Genomic DNA, 22,576 nt, shown 5'->3' with positions numbered 1-22,576 from the left:
TTGAACAGGCTCTAAGAACCGGTTTACGCTCGCGCGCCAGGCCGGAGCAAGGCCTTGAAGTCCTTTAGCTTCTAAGGCTTGAACGCCGCCAGCGCCGGCCCCAGGTCGCCGGCCAACTGCCGGCTCAGCTCCGTCACCAGCGCCTGCAGCGCCGCGGCGGCGGCCGTGGCATCGGTGGCGGCCAGCGGCTGGCTACGGTTGAAATAGCCGCTGGCCAGCGGCTGACGCTCGCCGCGACCCGGCACAGCCTGCCAGGCCACCTCCAGCGTCGCGTCGCGCCCCGGACGCAGCCGCAGCTGGCGCACATCCAGCAGCAGCCGCACATCGCCGCCGCCCATGCCCGGCTGCGGATAGGCGTAGACGCTGACCAAGCCCAAGGCGCGGGACACATCGGTCGCCACCGTCTGGCTCAACATGCGGTCCAGCGGACCGGCCCAGCGCTGCAGATCCAGCAGCTCGATATTGCCGCCGGCGCCCTCCACCACCAGCTGCGGCCGCTCCAGGCCGGCCGGCAGCGTGGCCGGGCCCACCATCACGCTGACGCCCTGCGCCGGGTTCTGGCTGGCGGCCGGCAACGCCGGGCGCAGTTGGTGAAAAGTGGTGGCCGGCGACGCGCAGGCGCTCAGCAGCGCCAGCGCCGTCAGGCTCAATGCGATGATCTTCATTTCTTATCTCCCTTGCCGCGGATCAGTGCCTCCGGATGCCGGTCAAGATAGTCGGCCAAGGCGCGGAAGCTGCGCGCGGTTTCCGACACCTCCTGCGCCGCGGCGCGCACGTCCTGCTGCAGCGGCGAATCCACCCGCATCGTCTGACGCGTGCTTTCCAAGGTTTTCTGTAAGTCTTCCAGCGTCTTCACCGCCTGCGGCAATACCTTGCCATCCATGTTTTCCGACAGCTTGCGCATGCCGTCCAGCGTCTGATGCAGTGATTTCAGCGACTGGTTCAGCTCCTCGCCTATGCTGTCGAACGGCACTTTGTCCAGACGGCGCGCAATGCGCTGCAGCACCCGCTGCAACTCCTCCAGATCGCCCGGCAGCGTCGGCAGCTCGGTCATGCCGTTGCGCATCACCACCTTGGCGGGCTTGGCCTCGGGGAAGAAATCCAGCGCCACGTAAAGCTGGCCGGTGATCAGGCTGCCGGAGCGCAGCTGGGCGCGCAGGCCGTTGCGCACCAGCGATTCCACCGAAATCTTCGCCGACAGCCGATGGTCGCCGGACAAGGTGTTGAGCCGGCTGGGATAGGTGCGGATATCCACCGTCATGTCGAAATCCTTGCGATCCGCCGCGTATTCGATGCCGATGGCGGTGACCTCGCCGAAAGTGATGCCGCGGAAATCCACCGGCGCGCCCACGGTCAGGCCGCGCACCGACTGGCGGAACTTCAAGCGGAAGGATTGGGTTTCGCGGTCGCGGTTTTGCAGCGCCTTCTCGCGGGTTTCATTGAGCAGGAATAGGTATTTGGCGTCCGGCGTCTTGTCCGGGCCGTCGCTCAACGGGGTTTCGAAAGCGATGCCGCCCAGCGCGATCGCCGCCAAGGACTGGGTATTGACGCTCAGGCCATTGGCGCCGATGGCCACGTCGATGCCGCTGGCGTGCCAGAAACGGCTGTTGACGGTGACGAAGTGGTCGTAGGGCGCGTTGACGAACACCGACAGCTTCACCGCGCTGCCGGCCGGGTCCAGCTCATAGCCCACCACCTGCCCCACCGGCACGCGGCGGAAATACACCGGCGATCCAGCATTGAGCGAGCCCAGGTTGTCGGAGCGCAGCACGAACATCTTGCCCGGCAGATCCGCATTGATGATGGGCGGCACTTCCAGGCCCTTGAACTCGGTGCGGCGCTCCTTGCTCTTGCCCACGTCCATGCCGATGTAGGAGCCGCCCAGCACCGTGCCCAGGCCGGACACGCTGCCGCCGGAGATGCGCGGCCGCACCACCCAGAAGCGGCTGTCCGCCACCAGGTAGTCATCCACGTTCTTGCTCAGTTCGGCGGTGACCAGGATGGCCTGGCGATCCGGGCTCACCGACACCGCCTTCACCTCGCCGATTTCCACATCCTTGTACTTGATGCGGGTCTTGCCCGCCTCCAGGCCTTCCGCGTTCTGGAAGGCGATGGTGATGGTGGGTCCGCGCGACAGCACGGCGTTCACCGCCAGCCAGCCGCCTATCACCGCCGCCAGCACCGGAATCAGCCACACCAGCGAGGGCGACCAGCGCCGCCGCTTCACCGGCACCGCCAGCGGCAGATCGTCGTCGGCCTCGGCCGGGGTTTCGGGTTTATCACTGCTCATCATCTTCCTTTACCGGATCCCAGATCAGCCTGGGATCGAAACTCATTGCCGCCACCATGGTCAGCACCACCACCGTGCCGAAGGCGATCGCCCCCGGCCCCGCCTTGATCGACGCCAGCGACTGCCATTGCACCAGCGCCACCATCAAGGCCACCACGTAAATATCCAGCATCGACCACGGGCCTATCACCTCGACGATGCGATACAGCCGCGTGCGCTGCCGCGGCGCCCAGCCCGAGCCCAGCTGCACCGTCACCAGCAGCAAGAGCAAGGCCAGAATCTTCAGCAGCGGCACCAGCACGCTGGCGGTGAACACCACCAGCGCCAGCGGCCAGGAACCGGACTTCCACAAATACACCACCCCGCTCATGATGGTGTCGTTCTGCATGCCCATGATGGTGGAGGTTTCCATGATAGGCAGCAGATTGGCCGGCAGATAGGCCACCATCGCAGCCAGCAGCAAGGCCCAGCTGCGCTGCAGGCTGTGCGGCTTGCGCGAGTGCAGCGCGGCGTGGCAGCGCGGGCAGGCTTGCGCGCCCTCACCGATCCGGCACAGAAGGCCGCAGCCGTGGCATAGACACAAGCTGGCGTCGGCAGCGGTTTTCACTTCTAAGCCCGACATTGCTGATAACGCTCCCACAAATCTTCCGGATTGAAACGGCTGGCGGTGGCCGCCATCAGCATGATCAAGGCGAACAAGGCCATCAGGCCCACGCCCACATGCACGGTGGCCAGACTGACCAGTTTGACCAAAGACACCAGGATGCCCAGCAAAAACACCTCCACCATGCACCACGGGCGGGTCAATATCTTCAACCGCATCAGCCAGGGAAAGCCGCGCGGCACGTGACCGAAGGCCAGCGGCAGCCGCACATACAGCATGCTGCCCAACTCCAGCGACGGCATCACGATGCCGGTGAACATCACCAGCATCGCCACCGACAGCATGCCCTGGCGCTCCAGCGCCACCACCGTCTGCCACAGGGTGGCCGCGCTGCGGACGCCGGCCGCCTCCAGCGTCACCACCGGATAGACATTGGCCAGCAGAAAGGCGATCACCCCGGTCAGCAGCAGCGCCAGCTCGGCATCCTGGCGCTGCGCGCCGTAGCGGTGCACCACGGCGCCGCAGCGCGGGCAGCACACCCGGTCCTCGCCCACGGTCGGCACCCGCAGCAGCAGATCGCAATCGTGGCAGGCGCTCAATTTGAATTCGGGGTCCGGCCGCGCCATCAATAGCCGCCTTTCGCCTTGCGCTCGGCGGTGAAGCTCCACCACGGCCGCGCCTCGTCGCTGTCCATGTAATGCACCACCGACATCAGCGTGTCCAGCACGCACGGGTCCTGGCGCGCTCCGGTGAGCTCGCACAAGCGATGGTACAGCCGCAAGGGGTCGGCGCCGCGCAATTGGCGCGGCTCGTCGATGCCGAGCAGGCGCAGGTCCTCGGCCAGGCTGGGGCCGATATTGGGCAGCTCGCGCAAATGCCGCGCCAGCGCGGCCGGCGGGCAACGTGATGGATGCATAAACTCTCGGCGCAGATGACAACAACCCGCATCATAAAGGACGCCGCGCCAGAGTTCAAAAGCCGGCAGGGCCCAAAAGCCTTTGACGATGCCGCCAGCCCGCGCGAGATCTAGAGGGAAAACAGTGGAGGAAATGAAGGGAGCGCGGCGCCTGCGCTTGGCGAAACAGCGCGCGCCGCGCCGGGTCTAGCCAAGCGCGGCGGACTTGAACAGGTTCTCAGCCGTGGAAGATGTCCCAGCCCAGCTTGAGGATCAAGGTGGAGGTCAGCAGCAGGAACAACACCCGCACAAAGCCGGTGCCCTTCTTCATCGCCACCCAGGTGCCCACCGTCGCGCCGGCCATATTGCACACCGCCATCGGCAGCGCGTACTGGAACAGCACATGGCCGGCCGGAATGAAGAACAGCAGCGCCGCGCAATTGGTGGTCAGGTTCACCACCTTGGCCGAGGCCGAGGCGTGCAGAAAATCAAAAGCGAAGAAGCGGATGAACAGGAACATCAGGAAGCTGCCGGTGCCGGGGCCGAACAGGCCGTCGTAAAAACCAATCGCGCCGCCTATGGCCATGCCTATCGCCATTTCGCGCCGCCCTATCGCCACCGGCTTGTGCAGGGAGCCAAAGTCCTTCTTCCACAAGGTGTACACCGCCATCACCACCAATAGCGCCAGCACCAGGGGCCGCAACACCGCCTTGTCGATCAAGCTGACCGTGGCCGCGCCGGCGATGGACATGAAGAAGGCCGCCACCGCCGCCGGCAGCACCAAGCGCCACGGCACCTTGACCCGCTTCAGATAGGAACGCGCGGCGGACAAGGTGCCCATCGCCGCCGCCAGCTTATTGGTACCGAACACCGTGGCCGGCGCCAGATTGGGCAAGGCGCTGAACAGCGCCGGAATCTGAATCAGGCCGCCGCCGCCCACCGCGGCGTCCACCAGACCGGCGGCAAAGGCAATCACGCACAGAAAACTCAAGGTCAACAACATTCACTTCTCCTGGCTAGACGCCGCTTGCGATCAGGACAATATTCTATGCCTTGCCAGCCGCGCATGCTTGCAATACCGTATTGCGGAAATTGCAACGATCTGAATGAGGCCGGAGATGAAATCGCTTTGGGAATTGCGCGTGTTCTGCGCGGTGGTGGAAAGAAAAAGCTTTGTCGCCGCCGCGCGCCAGCTGGGCACCTCGCCCAGCAGCGCCACCCGCGCGGTGCAAGCGCTGGAAGAAGCGCTGGGCAACAGCCTGCTGGCGCGCTCGCAAAAACAGCTCAGCCTGACCCTGGCCGGCGAAAGCTATTACACCTCGGCGCGCAAGATGCTGGACCTGCAGGAAGAAGCCGAGGACGAGCTGGCGACCATGAGCGAGGCGCCGCGCGGCCTGTTGCGCTTTTCCGCGCCGGAGGCGATGAGCCACGCGCTATTGCCGCCAGTGCTGGCGCGCATGGCCGACGCCAATCCTGAACTGCGTTTCGACGTGCTCTATAGCGACACCATACTGGACCCGATACGCGAGAAACTGGACTTCAGCATCCGCGGCGCCTTCCCCGCCTCCAGCGAGTTGATCGGCTACCCGCTGTGGGACTACCAGCGCCACCTCTACGCCAGCCCCGCCTATGTCGAGCGTCACGGCGCGCCGCAAACGCCGGAGCAACTGCCGGAACACCGCGTGCTGATCCATTCCGCGCCGCGGGTGCTGAAAGCCTGGAACTTCGTCTCAGCCGGCCACCAGGTCAGCCTCAATCTGACGCCCTGGCACCGCGTCAGCTCCGGCAGCGCCGTGCTCCACGCGGTGCAGTCCGGCCTGGGCATCGCGCGCATGGGCGATTGGCTGGCCGAGCCGCTGGTGCGCGCCGGCCAGCTGCTGCGGCTGTGCCCGGATTACCGCATCGTTTCCAGCCATGGCGACAATCCGCAGATGCACGCGGTCTTCGCCAGCCGCCGCATTCCGCGCAAGGCGCGGCTGCTGCTGGAAGCGGTGCGCGCGGCGGCCCGCGATGCCGGCCACGGCCTGAACCCGCGCTGATGCCATGAAAAAACGGAAGCCCAGGCTTCCGTTCGTAGAGTGCATCAGGCGAGGCCGGAACACCGGCCCGCCATGGTCCCGCCGCTCAACCCACCCAGCGGCGGGCGGTGGCGAACATCCGGTACCAGCCGCCGTTCTCGCCCCAGTCCGCAGGGTGCCAGCTGTTCTGCACGGTGCGGAACACCCGTTCCGGATGCGGCATCATGATGGTGAAGCGGCCATCGGCCGTGGTCACCCCGGTGATGCCCGCCGGCGAACCGTTCGGGTTCAGCGGATAGGTCTGTGTCGCGCGGCCGTCGAAATCGACATAGCGCAGCGCCGTCAGCGCCTGGTCCTGCGCGCCCGGCGCGAACACAGCGCGGCCCTCGCCATGGCTGACCACCACCGGCAATTGGCTGCCGGCCATATCGGACAGGAAGATGGACGGCGAGGCCATCACCTCCACCATCGCGAAGCGCGCCTCGAACTGCTCGGACGCGTTGCGGTGGAACTTGGGCCAATACTCGGCGCCCGGGATGATGGACGACAGATTGGACATCATCTGGCAGCCATTGCACACGCCCAGCGCGAAAGTGTCGCCGCGGCCGAAGAAGGCCTCGAACTGATCGCGAGCGCGGGCATTGAACAGAATGCTCTTGGCCCAGCCCTCGCCGGCGCCCAATACATCGCCGTAGCTGAAACCGCCGCAGGCGGCCAGGCCCTTAAAGTCCGCCAGCGACACACGGCCGCTGATGATGTCGCTCATATGCACGTCCACGGTATCGAAACCGGCACGGTTGAACGCCGCCGCCATCTCGATCTGGCCGTTGACGCCCTGCTCGCGCAGCACCGCCAGGCGCGGCCGGGCGTCGCGGGCGACGAAGGGCGCCGCCGGGTCGGCGTGCACATCGAAGCTCAGCTTGGCGCTCAGACCCGGCGCTTTCGGGCTGGAACGCAGCAGGTGCTCGCTGTCGGCGCAGGCCGGGTTGTCGCGCAGGCGCTGCATGCGGGCGCTGGTTTCCGACCATTCGCGGTGCAGATCGGAACGGCTCTCGTTGAACAACTCGGCACCGCGGTGCTTGATCACCAGGCGGTCCTTGTTATTGACGCGGCCGATCACGAACAGCTCGCGGCCGATGCCGGCCTTCATGAAGCGCGAGATCACCTCCGGCGTGTCGGACTTCTTCACCTGCAGCACCGCGCCCAGTTCCTCGTTGAACAAGACCCGCATCAGGCGGCCATGGGTGGCGGCCTCCTGGGTGGGCTGCACGAAGTCGTCGATGATGCGCTGAGTGTTCTTGCGCTCGATCACCAGTTCCTGCAGATCGATGGTGACGCCGATATGGCCGGCGAACATCATCTCCGACAAGGTCACGAACAGGCCGCCGTCGGAGCGGTCGTGGTAGGCCAGCAACATATCGTCGCGCAACAGCGTCTGCACGGTGTTGAAGAAGGCCGCCAGCTGATGCGGACTTTCCACATCCGGCGCCTTGCCTTCCATCGCCTTCCACACCTGGCCGTAGATGGAGCCGCCCAAGCGGCAGCGGCCGTAGCCCAGATCGATCAGGATCAGGTCGGTGTCCTTCTCGTCCTTCAGTTCCGGCGTCACCGTCTTGCGCACGTCCTCCACCGGGGAGAAGGCGGAAATGATCAGCGACAGCGGCGCGGTCACCGCCTTTTTCTCGCCGGCCTCTTCCCACACCGTCTTCATCGACAGGGAATCCTTGCCCACCGGGATGCTGATGCCCAGGTCCTGGCTCAGCTGGGACACCGCCTGCACCGTGCGGTACAAGCGCGCCTCCTCGCCCGGATGGCCGGCGGCGGCCATCCAGTTGGCGGACAGCTTGACGTTGCCGATATGGCCGACAAAGGACGCGGCGATATTGGTCAGCGCCTCGCCTATCGCCATGCGGCCTGAAGCCGGCGCGTCGAACAGCGCGGTGGGCGTGCGTTCGCCCATCGCCATCGCCTCGCCGCGATAGGTGTTGAAGCCCATGGTGGTGACGGCCACGTCCGCCACCGGCACCTGCCAGCGGCCCACCATCTGATCGCGCGCGGTCATGCCGCCCACGGTGCGGTCGCCGATGGTGATCAGGAAGGACTTGTCCGCCACCGTCGGGTTGCGCAGCACGCGCAGCGCGGTTTCCTTCAGCTCAAAACGCGAAGCGTCGAAAATGTTCAGCTCGCGCTCGCGGGTGCTCACGTCGCGCGTCATCCGCGGCGGCTTGCCCAGCAGCACTTCCAGCGGCATGTCCACCGGCTTGTTGTCGAAGTGATCGTCGCGCACTTGCAGATGGCCGTCGTCGGTGGCCACGCCCAGCACCGCGAACGGGCAGCGCTCGCGCTCGCACAGCGCGCTGAAGCGTTCCAGGTCCTGCGGCAGCACCGCCATCACATAGCGTTCCTGCGACTCATTGGACCAGATCTGCATCGGCGTCATGCCCTTTTCTTCCAGGTGCACCTTGCGCAGATGGAAGATGGCGCCGCGGCCGGCGTCGTTCACCAGCTCCGGGAAGGCGTTGGACAGACCGCCGGCGCCCACATCGTGAATCGACACGATGGGGTTGGCGTCGCCCATCTGCCAGCAGCGGTCGATCACTTCCTGACAGCGACGTTCGATTTCCGGGTTGCCGCGCTGCACGGAGTCAAAGTCCAAGTCCGCGCTGTTGGCGCCGGTGTCCATCGACGAAGCCGCGCCGCCGCCCAGGCCGATCAGCAAGCTGGGGCCGCCCAGTTGAATCAGCAGCGCGCCTTCCGGAATCTCGTTCTTGTGAATTTGCTGCTGCTGGATATTGCCCAGGCCGCCGGCGATCATGATCGGCTTGTGATAGCCGCGCATCTCGCCTTCCACCTCTTCCTCGAAGGTGCGGAAATAACCGGTCAGATTGGGACGGCCGAATTCATTATTGAACGCCGCGCCGCCAATCGGGCCTTCCAGCATGATCTGCAAGGCGGAAGCGATGCGGTCCGGCTTGCCGTACTGCGCCGCCGCGTCGCCATGACGCTCCCACGGCTGCACGAAGCCGGGGATGTTCAGGTTGGACACGGTGAAACCGGTCATGCCGGCCTTGGGACGCGAGCCGCGGCCAGTGGCGCCCTCGTCGCGGATCTCGCCGCCGTTGCCGGTGGACGCGCCGGCGAACGGAGAAATCGCCGTCGGGTGGTTATGGGTTTCCACCTTCATCAGGATATCGGTGGGCTCGCTGTGATAAGCGTAAGCGTGGTTGCCCGGCTGCGGATAGAAGCGCTCGATGAAAGCGCCCTCGATCACCGAGGCATTGTCCTTGTACGCCACCAGCGTGCCTTGCGGATTGGCGTCGTGGGTATCGCGGATCATGCGGAACAGCGATTTTTCCTGCTCCTCGCCGTCGATGATGAATTTGGCGTTGAAGATCTTGTGGCGGCAGTGCTCGGAGTTGGCCTGCGCGAACATCATCAATTCCACGTCGGTGGGATTGCGGTGCATCTTGGTGAAGTTCTCCACCAGATATTCCACCTCGTCCTCGGACAGGGCCAGGCCCAGATCGGCGTTGGCCGCCTCCAGCGCCGCGCGGCCGCCGGCGAGGATGTCCACGCTGCTCATCGGCTGCGGGTCTTGATGGACAAACAGACGCGCGGCATCGTCCAGCGAGGCCAGCACCGTTTCCGTCATCCTATCGTGCAAGAGGCCCGTCAAAATATGACGAGCCTCTTCATTTAAAGATTGTTGTGCGGACTTAACCCAGAAGGCGGTGCCGCGTTCGATGCGGTGAATCCCTCCCAGCCCGCAGTGCTGGGCGATATCGGTGGCCTTGGAGGCCCAGGGCGACAAAGTGCCCAATCGCGGCGTCACCAGGAACAATTCGCCATCAGGCTGGCCGGCCAGCGGCGCTTCGCCGTAGCTCAGCAACTTGCCCAGGGTGGCCTGCTCTTCCAGCGTCAGTTCGGTTTCGCTTTCGGCGAAATGCCAGAATTCGGCACTGATGCTGAGATCCGGCAGCCCGGCTTCGGCGGCTGCGGCAAGCAGTTTTTCAAGACGGAACGGCGACAGCGCAACGCCGCCACGGAGCTTGGTAAGGTAAGACATTAGACACCCGCGACAAGTATCAGGAAAGCGCGTCATAATACAGCAATTCACTGTTTGTTTTAAGCGGCTAATTGCCCCCAAGGCCGCCGCTTAATAAAATATTCCGCATTTGGATAGCATTTCATCTCATCAGCAAGGAGCTTCCAGCATGAAAAAGGTTGAAGCCGTGATCAAGCCGTTCAAACTGGACGAGGTGCGCGAAGCCCTGTCCGAGCTGGGCATCAACGGCCTGACCGTCACCGAGGTCAAGGGCTTTGGCCGCCAGAAGGGCCATACCGAGCTCTATCGCGGCGCCGAATACGTGGTGGACTTTTTACCCAAGGTGAAAGTGGAAGTGATCCTGCCGGACGACCTGGTGGACCGCGCGATCGAAACCATCGTCGCCACCGCCCGCACCGGCAAGATAGGCGACGGCAAGATCTTCGTCACCCCGGTGGAGCAAGTGGTGCGCATCCGCACCGGCGAAACCAATGAGCAAGCGATCTAATAACCTGTTCAAAGCCTGCTGCGCTTCGGCGATACGGCGTTGAAAACCGCTTCGAAATGCTCATGTACCAACCCAACCGTACACTCCGCTTTCTCAGTCGCAACGCCTTGTCTCGCCTTAGCTCGCGAGATCGTGAACACGTTCCAAGCCCACGACCAAGCGGCAGGCCAAGCGCCTGCCGCTTGGCCACTCAACGCATCTTCAGTTGATCGCCCTTGCCGGCGAATACATCCACCCGGGATTCCGGCCGCCGGCGCATTGCTCCAACTTCACCGTCTTATAGGTGCAAAACGCCTTCCCCGGCGCATTACGGTTTGAGTGCTCCACCCCATCCCAGCACACCGCGGTCGTGCCTTCGATCAGATAATTGGGATGCGGCGTCTTGCCATCGGTTTGCGCATAATCCTGCCCCGTGCAATCGCCAATGCCGCCAGCCTGCCACTTCATCGCGGCAACCTTGGCCGGCGCGTACACCCAGCCGGGGTTGCGCCCGCCCGTGCAGCTCTCCACCGTTGCCGATTTGTAAGTACAGAACGCCTGCCCCGGATTATTGACGTTGTTGTAAGTCTTGCCATCCCAGCACACCGCTATCGTCCCCGCCGTGGCCAGCGCCTTGGAGGGCAAGCTGGAACCATAACTCGCGTTCACATCGCGGCCGGCGCAGTCGCCAATGCCCTTCTCCTCCCAGGCGAACTCCTTGACCGGCGCCGCGCTGTACGCCTTGCCGGTATTGATCCCGCCCACGCAGGCGGTGCGGCTGACATTCTTGTAGGTGCAGAACGCAACGCCGGGGCTATTGCGGTTTGAATAGACCTTTCCATCCCAACACACGGCGGTCATGCCGCTTGCCGCATAATGATTATCCGGAACGCTGCCGCTGGTACTGCCCACATCCCGCCCCGTGCAATCCGTCAGCCCCGTGTCCAGCCATTCAAACTCCGCCGCGCCCGCGCCCGCAGCGCACAATGCCAGGCCAAGCGTCAACACTTTCAGTTTCATGTTTCATCCACACCAGGTTAATAGACGTCAAATGCGCGCCGGCCCCGCCTGGCGTGCTCAAGACGAAATCATAACCATGGCCCTGCGCATTCAAAAACCCGCATATTCACAAAACATAAGCTGACAACAATCAACATATCAAAGAAATAAACTCGCGACTCATCCTGACGCCCCGCCTCCGCGGGGCGTCGTCATTTGCATCAGCCCCTACGCTTGCGTTCCAACTGCGCCAGCGTGTCCAGGCCACGGTGAACCTGATGCATCGCTTCCACGTGCCGAACCAAGCTCACCCGCCGCCCGGCCAGACCCAGCAACACCTCCAGATAGTTGAAAAAGCCCAGCCGCAGGCCGCGGCGGTGGCTGCGGTCGCTGTAATCGATGTCGCGCGCGATGCGATGCAACAAGCCACGCCCGATATGCAGCTGATTGCTTTTCAACAACTGCGCCAGGTGCGCGGCGTACTGACGGCCAAGCGCGCAGGCGGCCTCGTAATCCGCTACCTCTTCCGGCTGCCAGTAATGCGGGTAAGTACGTCCCGGCAGATAGCGGACAAAGGGCAGATGGGTTTCCTTGGTTTCCAGCGCGATGAAATGGTAAAGCAAGCGCGGCATGGCCGGCTGTTGTGGAGCATCGATGATCCGGCGGACGCCAGAGGGGGATGCGGAAAGAGAGGGTTGATTGCGAGCAGACTTCGTCATTGCAGCCTCCTGAGCAAGTAGCGCCAAGCCGCGAAAGCGGCAAGGCGGGCACATGACAAGGCTGGCCTACCGGATGGAAACTCAAAACCGGCGCGCCCGAGCAAGCGGACGCCCCCTGCCATGGCCCGCCCGGATCAGGCATAGCAATGGCAAGCGGACATGCGGCGAAGCATGTCCACTAAGTTTCCATAATCAGGAGGCCAGTCCCGAGCGCCGCGATTGCTGCGGCGCGCGGCTATTGTGACATGACGCGCCTGGGAGTCAAGGCGGCGCGGGCCGCCGAAGCGTAGCAGCCCTTTGAGCAGCTTCTTAATCCAAAGACCCGAACAGGCAAGTATGCACCTTGCCGTGCTTCTCCTGGCCCGCCGCCACCACCTTGCCGTCGCCGGACATGACGATATGGCTGCTGCTCCTCGCCTCGCCCGGGCAGAACAGGCGCTGCGTCTTCGGCGCGCCAAAATGCCAGCGCAAAGTGGCGTAGCCGCCCCGCTCCGGCTGGGTGGAGGTACCCGCCACCACGCGGCCGTCCTGACTAAAAGCGGTCAGCGTCAGATCGTCGATCACCGGCGGGAACGGCGCCAGCTTGCCGTTTTCCAAGCGCAGCGGGAACATCCCGTCTGCCGTCAACGAGTTCAGCCATAAAGAGCGTCCATCCTCGGAGACCGAGCGCAAGAGCATCCCCAGGCTCTCCTTGTGGGTTTCCGCGCGCACCGCCGCCTCTAGGTCCACCTCGCCCTCCGGCGAGATTTGCACGAAGGCGCGGCTATGGTCGCTTTCCCGGTTAAAGGACACAAAAACCGTGCGCCCATCCGCGGACAAACCCTCCAACACGGACTTGGCGCGGATCACGCTGACGCCCTCGCCCGCACGCCAACGCACGGCGTCGCTCTCCATGAAGATATTGCCATCCTCGCGGCTCATGCCGGCCCAGGCCAGCACTTGCGCCTCGCGTTGCGCGTCAGCCGCCTTGCCTTCCGCCGCGGCAGGCCACGGCAAGGGTTCGCGCCGGCTAGGCTTGCCCTCGTCCAAGTTCCAGACAAAGCCGTGCCAAACGCCGGTGTCGGCATGCTTGAAGGAGCCGGCCACATCCCCGCTCACCGGATGGACGCCGGCAACTTGCAGCTTGGTCACCTCGCTCTCGCTCATCAGCGGGCTTTCGTTCATGAAATCTTGCATCCACCGCATCCGCCGCAGCACGTCCAGATTGCCGCGCAAGGCAAGACCAGCCGTTACGCCCCCGTCCGCGCTCAGCGCCAGCGGCAGGCTCATGGGTTCCGGCAACAAGCTGAACCCCTTGCCCTCCACCCATTGGAAGCCGCGCAGCATCGCCTTTTCGTCGCTCAGCAGCCAGCCAATCACCGTGCGGCCGTCGGCGCTGATGTCGGTGACACCGGACAGCCAGGCCTGGCCCGCCGGCACCAGCGTCTCCAGCGCGCCGGCGCGCCGCCAACGCACCGCCTCCAGCTTGCCATCCCGGCCGCTTCCAAAAGCCAAGGTCAGGCCGTCTCGCGACATCGCCACATAGCTGCTGGTGAAATAGCCGCCCTTGGGCAAAGGCAGGGCCGCCTCCGTTCGGCCCTGACGCAAGGTCAGGCCATTGTTTGAACGCAGCGCCCACAGCTCATGCCAGGGAAAACGCAGCTTGAGCGCGTCGATCAAGCCCATCACGGAATCGCTCAGTTCACCATCGCCAGCGCTCAGCAGCTGCGCCGAGCCGTCGTAGGATAGCTTTTCCGGGTAACGCGCTTTCAATAGGACAAAATCAGGTTTTGTGGCGGCGGCAACCGGCGCGCACAAAGCGGCCAGCACCAAGAGGGAAGCGAAGGTTTTGGACATGACTAATTATGATTATCGATTTAATAAACGAAATACTATCATCCCAAAGACATCATTCTCAAACCAGTCACCCGCTGCGCCTGCCCGACATCAAACAAAAAGCCCCCGGATTCCGGGGGCTTTCACGCGGTTCAAAGCCGGCTTATTTCCACAGCTTCCACCACGGCATCTCTTCGATGGACCAGCCATCGCGCAGATACGGGCTGTTCGGGTAGTTCAGCGCCAGCACGCGCTTGGCGTCGTCACGCAACTGCGTCATGCCCAGCTTGTCGTAAGCCGCCATCATGATGCCCAGCGCTTCTTCCTGGTACTTGGTGTTGGCATAGCTCTTCACCACGCCCTGAGCGCGGTTGGCCGCCGCCAGATACGCGCCGCGCTTCATGTAGTAGCGCGCCACATGCATCTCGTTGCCGCCCAGCGCATCCAGCAGCCGGTCCATTTTCTTGGAGGCGTCTTCCTTGTAGATGCTGTTGGGGAAACGCGTCACCAGCTCGCGGAAGGCGGTGAAGGCCTCGCGCGCGGCGCGCGGATCGCGCTCGCTCATGTCCTGGCCGGCCCACTTGGCCAGCAGACCGGAATCATCGTTGTAAAATACCAGGCCTTTCAGATAATAGATGTAGTCCAGGTTCGGGTGGGTCGGGTGCAGCTTGATGAAGCGGTCGGCGGAGGCGATGGCCTGCTCCGGCTCATTATCCTTGTAATGGGTATACGCCAGATCCATCTGCGCCTGCTGGGCATAGCGCCCGTAAGGGAAACGCGCTTCCAACGTTTCGTAGAGCTTGACAGCGCGGGTATAATTGCCGCTGTTCAACTCATCATGCGCTTCCGAATACAGCTTTTCCACGGTCCAGCCGCGAGTCTCATCGTAGGTTTCCGTGGTTGCACAACCGGCAAGCCCCATCACCAACATTGCAGCGACAACGTATCTTTTCATGACTGATCCTTACTTTGACCCGGACGATTATAGCGATATCTCAGAAAACGAGGTATCCGCTACACAACAACTTAATGTTCCGCTGTCGCTGGGCGGCGAACGGCTGGACGCCGCGCTGGCGAAATTGATGCCGGAATACTCGCGCAGCCGGCTGACGCAATGGATCAAGGACGGCCATGTGCTGCTGGACGGCAAGACCGCCGCGCCCAAGACCAAGGTGCTGGGCGGCGAGAAACTGGACGTCACCCTGATGCGCAGCAACGAGGAGATGGCCTTCCAACCGGAAGCCATGGACCTGCCCATCATCTTTGAAGACGACCACATCCTGGTGATCAACAAGCCGGCCGGCCTGGTGGTCCACCCCGCCTCCGGCAACTGGAGCGGCACCCTGCTCAACGGCCTGCTGCACCACTGCCCGGCGCTGGCCCAAGTACCGCGCGCCGGCATCGTGCACCGCCTGGACAAGGACACGAGCGGCCTGATGGTGGTGGCCAAGACGCTGCCGGCGCAGACCGAGCTGGTGCGCCAGTTGCAGGCGCGCACCGTCAAGCGCATCTATCGCGCCATCGCCGACGGCAATGTGCCGTTTGACGGCACCATAGAAACCCAGATGGGCCGCGACCCGCACAACCGCCTGAAAATGGCGGTGCTGAAATTCGGCGGCAAGCAGGCCATCACCCATGTACGGGTGCTGGAGCGCTTCGCCAGCCACTCCTATATCGAATGCAAGCTGGAAACCGGCCGCACCCACCAGATCCGCGTGCACATGCGCGAGGCCAACCACCCGCTGGCCGGCGACCCCATCTACGGCAATCTGCGCCACAAGATGGACGAGGACATCGCCGCCGTGGTCAAGGCGCTGGGCCGCCAGGCGCTGCACGCCTACTCGCTGACCCTGGTGCACCCGGCCAGCGGCGAGGAGCGCAACTGGAAAGCCCCGCTGCCGGACGACCTGCGCCACCTGCTGGACGTGCTGCGCGGAGACGGCGACACCGCCGACGCCGCGCCGCTGCCGCAGTTGCAGGACGAGACGGAAGACGAGGACTGGGACGATGAGGACGACGAAGACGACGGCGACGTGGAGGTGATCTATGTCCGCTGACAGGCCCGCCGAGCAAGCGCCGGACTGGCTGGAGGCCGACTGGCCGGCGCCGCCCAATGTGCGCACCCTGATCACCACCCGCAACGGCGGCGTCAGCGCCGCGCCCTATCACAGCCTGAACCTGGGCCAGCACGTGGGCGACGACCCGGCCGCGGTGGCCGCCAACCGCGCGCTGCTGCGCCAACAACTGCCGGCGGAGCCGGCCTGGCTGAACCAGGTGCACGGCGTGACGGTGGTGGACGCGGCCACCGTGGCCGCCGCGCCGCCGGACGCCGACGCCAGCTTCAGCCGCCAAAGCGGCGCGGTGTGCGCCATCATGACCGCGGACTGCCTGCCGCTCTTGCTGTGCAATAGCGAAGGCAGCGTGGTGGCCGCAGCCCACGCCGGCTGGCGCGGGCTGTGCGAAGGCGTGATCGAAGCCGCCGTGGCCGCCTGCGACGAGCGCCCGGCGCGGCTGATGGCCTGGCTCGGCCCCGCCATCGGCCCGGACGCCTTTGAAGTGGGCGCGGAAGTGCGCGCCGCCTTCATGGAACGCGATCCCGCCGCCGCGGCCGCCTTCAGCGATATCGGCGACGGCAAATACCTGGCCGACATCTACGCGCTGGCGCGCCAGCGCCTGAACGCCGCCGGCGTGGAGCAGATCTACGGCGGCGAGGAATGCACGGTGATAGACCGCGCGCGCTTCTTCTCCTACCGCCGCGACGACCAGACCGGACGCATGGCCAGCCTGATCTGGCTGGAGTAAGCGTCGCGCCCGGCCTCGCCCCCCCTCCACCCCCGCTCCGGCGGGGGTTTTCATTGCCAGGCCGTGACAAGCCAAAAATCCAACACGCCATGGCAAACCATGCTGCCGCGGCCTAGCCGCTGCGTTATGATGCAAATCCACAACATCTAGTGATGGACAATGCCGCCCCCGCTGTGGCTTGTTCTAACAAGGTTTTTTGACTACACAGTGAAATGTGTCCACTGGACAAAAAAAAATCTCACGCCCCGCAAAGCCAGCAACCACGGGCTTTCGCCATAAATCCCAGGCAAATCTGCCGTTAAATCTCCCGCTGTCAAGACTTGTACTGCCCCATACTCAACACTAGAATTTGGGTGTGTCTCGAGCTACAAACAATACATATTGTGTTTACCCACAGCTCGCGCACAGCTTTTCAACAGATTTGTCCACAGCCGGCCTGCCCCTCGGGAAACGCAGTAACGGAAGGACGCAACCACCCACCTTATCGAGGGCTACATGCAATTGACCACCTTTGAAGGGCAGACCGCCGCAGAACTCGGCCGCGCAGCCGCGCCCAAGGCCGATTTCAGCCAGTACAAAACCATCCGTCGCAACGGTGCGGTGGTGCCGTTCGAACCCGTCAAGATCTCCATCGCCATGACCAAGGCCTTCCTGGCCGTCATGGGCCATCAAGGCGCCACCTCCGCCAGCCTGCGCGAAAAAGTCGCCCAGCTGAGCGAACAGGTGGCCAGCGCCCTGATGCGCCGCAAGCCGGAAGGCGGCGCCATCCACATCGAAGACATCCAGGATCAAGTGGAACTGTCCCTGATGCGCTTTGGCGAGCATGATGTAGCCCGCGCCTACGTGCTGTACCGCGAACAGCGCTCCCAAGAGCGCGCCGCCCGCGGCGAAGCGCTGACCCAGGTGCAAATCAACGTGGTGCGCAAGGATGGCCGCAAGCTGCCGCTGGACATCGCCCGCCTGCGCGCCACCATCGAATCCGCCAGCCAGAACCTGGCCGGCATCGATATCGACGCCATCCTCAGCGAAACCCTGAAGAACATCTACGACGGCGTCAGCGAAGACGAAGTCAACAAGTCCGCCATCCTGGCCGCCCGCTCCATGATCGAGCAGGACCCGGCTTACGATTACGTGACCGCCCGCCTGTTGCTGAACAATATCCGCCTGGAAATCCTGGGCGAAGCCGTCAGCCAGGAAGAAATGGCCAAGCAGTACGCGCTGTACTTCCCCACCTTCATCAAGAACGGCATCGACGCCGAACTGCTGGATGAAAAGCTGGCCGAATACGACCTGAAAAAACTGGGCGCCGCGCTGGACGCCAACCGCGACCTGAAATTTGGCTACCTGGGCCTGCAAACCCTGTTTGACCGCTACTTCCTGCACGTGGACGGCAACCGCATCGAAATGCCGCAGGCCTTCTACATGCGCGTGGCCATGGGCCTGGCGCTGAACGAAGTGAACCGCGAAGCGCGCGCCATCGAGTTCTACAATGTGCTGTCCAGCTTCGACTTCATGTCGTCCACCCCCACCCTGTTCAACTCCGGCACCCGTCGCAGCCAGCTGTCCAGCTGCTACCTGACCACCATTGCCGACGACCTGGACGGCATCTACGAAGGCATCAAGGAAAACGCCCTGCTGTCCAAGTTTGCCGGCGGCCTGGGCAATGACTGGACCTCCGTGCGCGCCATGGGCTCCCACATCAAGGGCACCAACGGCAAATCCCAAGGCGTGGTGCCGTTCCTGAAAGTGGTCAACGACACCGCCGTGGCGGTGAACCAGGGCGGCAAGCGCAAGGGCGCCGTCTGCGCCTACCTGGAAACCTGGCACGCGGACATTGAAGAATTCCTGGAGCTGCGCAAGAACACCGGCGACGACCGCCGCCGCACCCACGACATGAACACCGCCAACTGGATTCCGGACCTGTTCATGAAGCGGGTGATGGAAGGCGCGGACTGGAGCCTGCTGTCCCCGTCCGAAGCCCCGGACCTGCACGACCTGTACGGCGCGGCCTTCGAGAAGCGCTACAAGGAATACGAAGCCATGGGCGAGCGCGGCGAGCTCAAGGTGTACAAGCGCATTCCGGCGCTGTCCCTGTGGCGCAAGATGCTGACCATGCTGTTTGAAACCGGCCACCCGTGGATGACCTTCAAGGACCCGTGCAATATCCGCAGCCCGCAGCAGCACATGGGCGTGGTGCACAGCTCCAACCTTTGCACCGAGATCACCCTCAACACCAATGAGGACGAGATCGCGGTCTGCAACCTGGGTTCCGTCAACCTGTCCGCCCACCTGAAGGCGGACGGCAGCCTGGACTCCGAAAAACTGCAGCGCACCATCCGCATCGCCCTGCGCATGCTGGACAACGTGATCGACATCAACTTCTACCCGGTGAAGAAGGCGCGCAACTCCAACCTGAAACACCGTCCGGTGGGCATGGGCATCATGGGCTTCCAGGACTGCCTGCACCAGAAGCGCGTGGCCTACGGCTCCGACGCCGCGGTGGAGTTTGCCGACGAATCCATGGAAATGGTGGCCTACTACGCTTACTGGGCATCCACCGAGCTGGCCGAAGAACGCGGCCGCTACCCGTCCTACAAGGGCAGCCTGTGGGACCGCGGCATCCTGCCGCACGACAGCATCAACCTGCTGGCGGCCGAGCGCGGCGGCTTCCTGGAAGTGGACCGCAGCGAACGCATGGACTGGAACGCGCTGCGTGAACGCGTGAAAACCCACGGCATGCGCAACAGCAACTGCCTGGCCATCGCGCCCACCGCCACCATCGCCAACATCATCGGCGTATCGGCGAGCATTGAGCCGACCTACCAGAACCTGTTCGTCAAATCCAACCTGTCCGGCGAATTCACCGTCACCAACGAATACCTGGTGCGTGATCTGAAAGCCGCCGGCCTGTGGGACGAAGTGATGGTGGCCGACCTCAAATACTTTGACGGCAGCCTGGGCCAGATCGACCGCGTGCCGGCCGAGCTGAAAGCCATCTACGCCACCGCCTTTGAACTGGACCCGCGCTGGTTGGTGGAAGCGGCCTCCCGCCGCCAGAAGTGGATCGACCAGGCTCAGTCCCTGAACCTGTACATGGCGGGCGCTTCCGGCAAGAAACTGGACGAGCTGTACAAGCACGCCTGGTTGCGCGGCCTGAAAACCACCTACTACCTGCGCACTCTGGCCGCCACCAGCGCCGAGAAATCCACCGGCCGCGGCGGCGAGCTGAACGCGGTGTCCAACAGCCACGGCCAAGCGGCCGCGGCTCCGGAAGCCGTGGTGGACAATACCCCGGCCACCGACGCCAAGTTCTGCAGCATCGACAACCCGGATTGCGAGAGCTGCCAATAAGGCGGAAGCAGCCATCCTGGCTTGAACGGCCGGCCCCTCGGGGCTGGTCTAGCCTGGCCCCGGCCAGGCTCCATCTCACAGCCCCCTGCCCGCAGCCGGCTGTGACATGGCCCCGCCGCCCGCAAGCGGCCTGGCAACACAGGCGGCCACCCGCCGCGCGGCAAACCGCGTGGCCCACACCCAGGGGAAAGCGGATGGAGATAGAGGCGTTTTTCAACAGCTACGCCAAAGGCTACAGCCAACTGGACGTGGCCCGGGTAAGCGCGCACTTCACCGTGCCCTTCACCGCCATCCACCAGGGCGACCTGAGCAGCTGGGAAGACATGGCATCGCTGCGCGACACCACCACCGCCTTGCTGGCGTGGTACCGCAGCCAGGGCTTTCTCAGCGCCAGCCACCAGCTGGACAGCGTGCTGAACTTTGGCCCCGACGCCGCCAGCGCCCGCGTGCGCTGGACCGTGCAGCGCCAGGACCAGCCGGCCTGGGAATATTGCACCGGCTACCACCTGAAACGGGTGGACGGCAAATGGAAGATTTACGGCCTGGTGCAGTACCAGGACGCGCCGCAGCAGTAAACGGCAACCCAGCCTCAAGCCGCTTGCCCCCAGGCGGCTTCGGGATGGAAACGCCGCCGGCCCGCGATGCGGGCGGACGGAAACAGCTCAAGGCCAAGCAAGCAAGCGCGGCGGGTGTTGAGCGGTTTCCAGGAAGACGAGGCCCACGGCCCCGCCGCCACCAGCCAGGCTTCAGCAGGAGGTCAGATGCAAACGTTTGAAAACATCCGGATCAACGGGTTTTGCGAACAAAGAACCCACAACCCCGACAAGCAGTTTGTGCTGTTCAATATGTACCTGACGCTAAACCAGGCCCCGCCCTGCGAATGGAAGGACCTGTTCAACGAAGCCCGCCGCCTGCCGCGCCAGAAAGTGTGGCGCAAAGCCTGGGTGGAAGCGGACGCGCTGGTGGTGTACTGCCAGCCGGAAGAACTGCAGCAGCAAATAGAGCTGCTCAAGCAAGACATAGAACAAGCCAACCGGCAATACCGCCAGCTGCTGAAGCTGCGGCAGCCGCGCGGCAGCCAGGTGGAGCAGGAGGAAAGCAGCGAACGCCAGCTGATCCACCGCCTCAGCCAACAGCTGCGCTTCTGAAAGGACGCCGCTCATGAGCGCCACCGCATTCTGTATCGCCCGCCATGGCGAACATGGCAAAGACGCAGGCTACCGCAAACTGGGCAGCCTGCATGTGGACCTGGACCCGGTGCCGGCACTTGTCGCCGCGCCGCGCCAGATACAAATACTGCGCAAAAGCAGCCTGCCGCTCAGCCCCAGCCTGGCTGGCGACAAGCAGCCGCTGCCGCCCCAAATCACCGCGCCGGACGCGGAATAAATCCAGACAGGAGCCCTTAATGCTGAACTTTGACGACACCATCGAAACCAAACCGGCCGCCCCCTCCGCGGGCGCCAACGCCGCCGGCCGCGTCAACGTGGTGGACAAAAAAGTGATCAACGGCACCACCGACGTCAACCAGCTCGTGCCCTTCAAACACAAATGGGCATGGGAAAAATACCTGGCCCAATGCGCCAACCACTGGATGCCGCAAGAAGTGAACATGCAGCGCGACATCGAACAGTGGAAAACCGGCCAACTGACCGAAGACGAAATGCGCATCGTCAAGCGCAACCTCGGCTTCTTCGTCACCGCGGACTCCCTGGCCGCCAACAACATCGTGCTGGGCACCTACCGCCAGATCACCAGCCCGGAATGCCGCCAGTTCCTGCTGCGCCAAGCCTTTGACGAAGCCATCCACACCCACGCCTACCAATACATCGTGGAAAGCCTGGGCCTGGACGAAGGCGAAGTCTTCAACGCCTACAACGAAATCAAATCCATCCGCGACAAAGATGAATTCCTGATCCCCTTCATCGACGTACTGTGCGACCCGGCCTTCAAGACCGGCACGCTGGAAAATGACCAGAAGCTGCTCAAATCCCTGATCGTGTTTGCCTGCATCATGGAAGGCCTGTTCTTCTACGTGGGCTTTGTGCAAATCCTGGCGCTGGGCCGCCAGAACAAGATGACCGGCGCGGCGGAACAGTACCAATACATCCTGCGCGACGAGTCCATGCACTGCAATTTCGGCATCGACCTGATCAACACCATCAAGCTGGAACAGCCGGAAATCTGGACCGAAAGCTTCAAGGCCGAGATCACCGAACTGTTCAAGCACGCGGTGGAACTGGAATACGCTTACGCCGAAGACACCATGCCGCGCGGCGTGCTGGGTCTGAACGCCAGCATGTTCAAGGAATACCTGCGCTTCATCGCCAACCGCCGCATGCAGCAGATTGGCCTGGACCAGCTCTACCCCGGCGTGAACAACCCCTTCCCGTGGATGAGCGAGATGATCGACTTGAAGAAAGAGAAGAACTTCTTTGAGACGCGGGTTACTGAGTACCAGACTGGCGGGGCGCTGAGCTGGGATTGATTTTATATAGAACATTGACATAAAGCTATGCAAAAGGCACACTTTCGAGTGTGCCTTTTTCATACC

20 protein-coding genes are annotated in these 22,576 nt (G+C 63.6%); 9 read left to right on the top strand and 11 right to left on the bottom strand.

Annotation, left to right across the window (positions count from 1 at the left end; all coding sequences use genetic code 11):
* Nucleotides 1–71: 71 nt before the first annotated feature.
* The 6 genes from VI26_RS23290 to VI26_RS14000 all read right to left on the bottom strand — a co-directional run bounded on the left by VI26_RS23290 (nt 72) and on the right by VI26_RS14000 (nt 4,792).
* Entirely contained in the window at nt 72–665 is a 594-nt protein-coding gene (locus tag VI26_RS23290) for a membrane integrity-associated transporter subunit PqiC (RefSeq protein ID WP_053074424.1), read from the bottom strand.
* Nucleotides 662–2,290, bottom strand: coding sequence for an intermembrane transport protein PqiB (locus tag VI26_RS14020; RefSeq protein ID WP_048410353.1), 1,629 nt, complete (start codon nt 2,288–2,290; stop codon nt 662–664). Before VI26_RS14020 ends, VI26_RS23290 begins: the two co-directional genes overlap by 4 nt.
* Complete coding sequence (locus tag VI26_RS14015; RefSeq protein ID WP_048410352.1) at nt 2,280–2,912, bottom strand: paraquat-inducible protein A; 633 nt, start codon at nt 2,910–2,912, stop codon at nt 2,280–2,282. Before VI26_RS14015 ends, VI26_RS14020 begins: the two co-directional genes overlap by 11 nt.
* On the bottom strand, nt 2,900–3,520 hold the full coding sequence (locus VI26_RS14010) for a paraquat-inducible protein A (protein ID WP_048410351.1): 621 nt from the start codon (nt 3,518–3,520) through the stop codon (nt 2,900–2,902). Before VI26_RS14010 ends, VI26_RS14015 begins: the two co-directional genes overlap by 13 nt.
* Nucleotides 3,520–3,810, bottom strand: coding sequence for a helix-hairpin-helix domain-containing protein (locus tag VI26_RS14005; RefSeq protein WP_048410350.1), 291 nt, complete (start codon nt 3,808–3,810; stop codon nt 3,520–3,522). Before VI26_RS14005 ends, VI26_RS14010 begins: the two co-directional genes overlap by 1 nt.
* A 217-nt stretch (nt 3,811–4,027) precedes the next feature.
* Nucleotides 4,028–4,792: a TSUP family transporter gene (locus VI26_RS14000; protein ID WP_197081470.1), complete on the bottom strand. Its 765-nt coding sequence runs from the start codon at nt 4,790–4,792 to the stop codon at nt 4,028–4,030.
* 115 nt (nt 4,793–4,907) lie between these two features.
* Between VI26_RS14000 and VI26_RS13995 the strand changes: the two genes are divergently transcribed.
* Nucleotides 4,908–5,828 (top strand): LysR family transcriptional regulator, encoded by a 921-nt coding sequence (locus tag VI26_RS13995; RefSeq protein WP_082151069.1) that lies wholly within the window; start codon nt 4,908–4,910, stop codon nt 5,826–5,828.
* An 85-nt stretch (nt 5,829–5,913) separates the two neighbouring features.
* Here the strand turns inward: VI26_RS13995 and purL are convergent, their stop codons facing one another.
* Nucleotides 5,914–9,873 (bottom strand): phosphoribosylformylglycinamidine synthase, encoded by a 3,960-nt coding sequence (purL, locus tag VI26_RS13990; RefSeq protein ID WP_048410348.1) that lies wholly within the window; start codon nt 9,871–9,873, stop codon nt 5,914–5,916.
* Nucleotides 9,874–10,021: 148 nt separating this feature from the next.
* Between purL and VI26_RS13985 the strand changes: the two genes are divergently transcribed.
* Nucleotides 10,022–10,360: a P-II family nitrogen regulator gene (locus VI26_RS13985; RefSeq protein ID WP_048410347.1), complete on the top strand. Its 339-nt coding sequence runs from the start codon at nt 10,022–10,024 to the stop codon at nt 10,358–10,360.
* Between the two features lie 201 nt (nt 10,361–10,561).
* Here the strand turns inward: VI26_RS13985 and VI26_RS13980 are convergent, their stop codons facing one another.
* From VI26_RS13980 to VI26_RS13965, 4 genes are all read right to left on the bottom strand, one after another.
* The gene (locus VI26_RS13980; protein ID WP_048410346.1) at nt 10,562–11,359 is read right to left on the bottom strand and encodes a hypothetical protein; all 798 of its coding nucleotides are present in this window, start codon (nt 11,357–11,359) and stop codon (nt 10,562–10,564) included.
* A gap of 200 nt (nt 11,360–11,559) precedes the next feature.
* Entirely contained in the window at nt 11,560–11,970 is a 411-nt protein-coding gene (locus VI26_RS13975) for a hypothetical protein (protein ID WP_048410345.1), read from the bottom strand.
* Between the two features lie 396 nt (nt 11,971–12,366).
* On the bottom strand, nt 12,367–13,893 hold the full coding sequence (locus VI26_RS13970; protein ID WP_048410344.1) for a hypothetical protein: 1,527 nt from the start codon (nt 13,891–13,893) through the stop codon (nt 12,367–12,369).
* Between the two features lie 142 nt (nt 13,894–14,035).
* Entirely contained in the window at nt 14,036–14,827 is a 792-nt protein-coding gene (locus VI26_RS13965) for an outer membrane protein assembly factor BamD (RefSeq protein WP_048410343.1), read from the bottom strand.
* Between VI26_RS13965 and rluD the strand changes: the two genes are divergently transcribed.
* From rluD to VI26_RS13930, 7 genes are all read left to right on the top strand, one after another.
* Entirely contained in the window at nt 14,826–15,929 is a 1,104-nt protein-coding gene (rluD, locus tag VI26_RS13960) for a 23S rRNA pseudouridine(1911/1915/1917) synthase RluD (protein ID WP_048410342.1), read from the top strand. The two genes, VI26_RS13965 and rluD, sit on opposite strands and share 2 nt — an antisense overlap.
* Entirely contained in the window at nt 15,919–16,674 is a 756-nt protein-coding gene (gene pgeF / locus VI26_RS13955) for a peptidoglycan editing factor PgeF (protein WP_048410341.1), read from the top strand. Before rluD ends, pgeF begins: the two co-directional genes overlap by 11 nt.
* Nucleotides 16,675–17,169: 495 nt before the next feature.
* Entirely contained in the window at nt 17,170–20,025 is a 2,856-nt protein-coding gene (locus VI26_RS13950) for a ribonucleoside-diphosphate reductase subunit alpha (protein ID WP_048410340.1), read from the top strand.
* Between the two features lie 194 nt (nt 20,026–20,219).
* Entirely contained in the window at nt 20,220–20,600 is a 381-nt protein-coding gene (locus VI26_RS13945) for a nuclear transport factor 2 family protein (RefSeq protein ID WP_048410339.1), read from the top strand.
* A 186-nt stretch (nt 20,601–20,786) separates the two neighbouring features.
* Complete coding sequence (locus VI26_RS13940; protein ID WP_019102819.1) at nt 20,787–21,173, top strand: hypothetical protein; 387 nt, start codon at nt 20,787–20,789, stop codon at nt 21,171–21,173.
* A gap of 13 nt (nt 21,174–21,186) precedes the next feature.
* Nucleotides 21,187–21,411: a hypothetical protein gene (locus VI26_RS13935; protein ID WP_019102820.1), complete on the top strand. Its 225-nt coding sequence runs from the start codon at nt 21,187–21,189 to the stop codon at nt 21,409–21,411.
* Between the two features lie 19 nt (nt 21,412–21,430).
* The gene (locus VI26_RS13930; protein ID WP_048410338.1) at nt 21,431–22,510 is read left to right on the top strand and encodes a ribonucleotide-diphosphate reductase subunit beta; all 1,080 of its coding nucleotides are present in this window, start codon (nt 21,431–21,433) and stop codon (nt 22,508–22,510) included.
* Nucleotides 22,511–22,576 lie beyond the last annotated feature (66 nt).

It is taken from the genome of Chromobacterium sp. LK1 (assembly GCF_001043555.1).
Lineage (GTDB): Bacteria > Pseudomonadota > Gammaproteobacteria > Burkholderiales > Chromobacteriaceae > Chromobacterium > Chromobacterium aquaticum.
This window is presented reverse-complemented; position numbering and strand designations above follow the sequence as displayed.

Bases quoted from the DNA above. Each gene is read 5' to 3' on its own strand.
- VI26_RS23290 (WP_053074424.1), bottom strand. From the start codon at position 665: ATGAAGATCATCGCATTGAGCCTGACGGCGCTGGCGCTGCTGAGCGCC.
- VI26_RS14020 (WP_048410353.1), bottom strand. From the start codon at position 2,290: ATGAGCAGTGATAAACCCGAAACCCCGGCCGAGGCCGACGACGATCTG.
- VI26_RS14015 (WP_048410352.1), bottom strand. From the start codon at position 2,912: ATGTCGGGCTTAGAAGTGAAAACCGCTGCCGACGCCAGCTTGTGTCTA.
- VI26_RS14010 (WP_048410351.1), bottom strand. From the start codon at position 3,520: ATGGCGCGGCCGGACCCCGAATTCAAATTGAGCGCCTGCCACGATTGC.
- VI26_RS14005 (WP_048410350.1), bottom strand. From the start codon at position 3,810: ATGCATCCATCACGTTGCCCGCCGGCCGCGCTGGCGCGGCATTTGCGC.
- VI26_RS14000 (WP_197081470.1), bottom strand. From the start codon at position 4,792: ATGTTGTTGACCTTGAGTTTTCTGTGCGTGATTGCCTTTGCCGCCGGT.
- VI26_RS13995 (WP_082151069.1), top strand. From the start codon at position 4,908: ATGAAATCGCTTTGGGAATTGCGCGTGTTCTGCGCGGTGGTGGAAAGA.
- purL (WP_048410348.1), bottom strand. From the start codon at position 9,873: ATGTCTTACCTTACCAAGCTCCGTGGCGGCGTTGCGCTGTCGCCGTTC.
- VI26_RS13985 (WP_048410347.1), top strand. From the start codon at position 10,022: ATGAAAAAGGTTGAAGCCGTGATCAAGCCGTTCAAACTGGACGAGGTG.
- VI26_RS13980 (WP_048410346.1), bottom strand. From the start codon at position 11,359: ATGAAACTGAAAGTGTTGACGCTTGGCCTGGCATTGTGCGCTGCGGGC.
- VI26_RS13975 (WP_048410345.1), bottom strand. From the start codon at position 11,970: ATGCCGCGCTTGCTTTACCATTTCATCGCGCTGGAAACCAAGGAAACC.
- VI26_RS13970 (WP_048410344.1), bottom strand. From the start codon at position 13,893: ATGTCCAAAACCTTCGCTTCCCTCTTGGTGCTGGCCGCTTTGTGCGCG.
- rluD (WP_048410342.1), top strand. From the start codon at position 14,826: ATGACTGATCCTTACTTTGACCCGGACGATTATAGCGATATCTCAGAA.
- VI26_RS13965 (WP_048410343.1), bottom strand. From the start codon at position 14,827: ATGAAAAGATACGTTGTCGCTGCAATGTTGGTGATGGGGCTTGCCGGT.
- pgeF (WP_048410341.1), top strand. From the start codon at position 15,919: ATGTCCGCTGACAGGCCCGCCGAGCAAGCGCCGGACTGGCTGGAGGCC.
- VI26_RS13950 (WP_048410340.1), top strand. From the start codon at position 17,170: ATGCAATTGACCACCTTTGAAGGGCAGACCGCCGCAGAACTCGGCCGC.
- VI26_RS13945 (WP_048410339.1), top strand. From the start codon at position 20,220: ATGGAGATAGAGGCGTTTTTCAACAGCTACGCCAAAGGCTACAGCCAA.
- VI26_RS13940 (WP_019102819.1), top strand. From the start codon at position 20,787: ATGCAAACGTTTGAAAACATCCGGATCAACGGGTTTTGCGAACAAAGA.
- VI26_RS13935 (WP_019102820.1), top strand. From the start codon at position 21,187: ATGAGCGCCACCGCATTCTGTATCGCCCGCCATGGCGAACATGGCAAA.
- VI26_RS13930 (WP_048410338.1), top strand. From the start codon at position 21,431: ATGCTGAACTTTGACGACACCATCGAAACCAAACCGGCCGCCCCCTCC.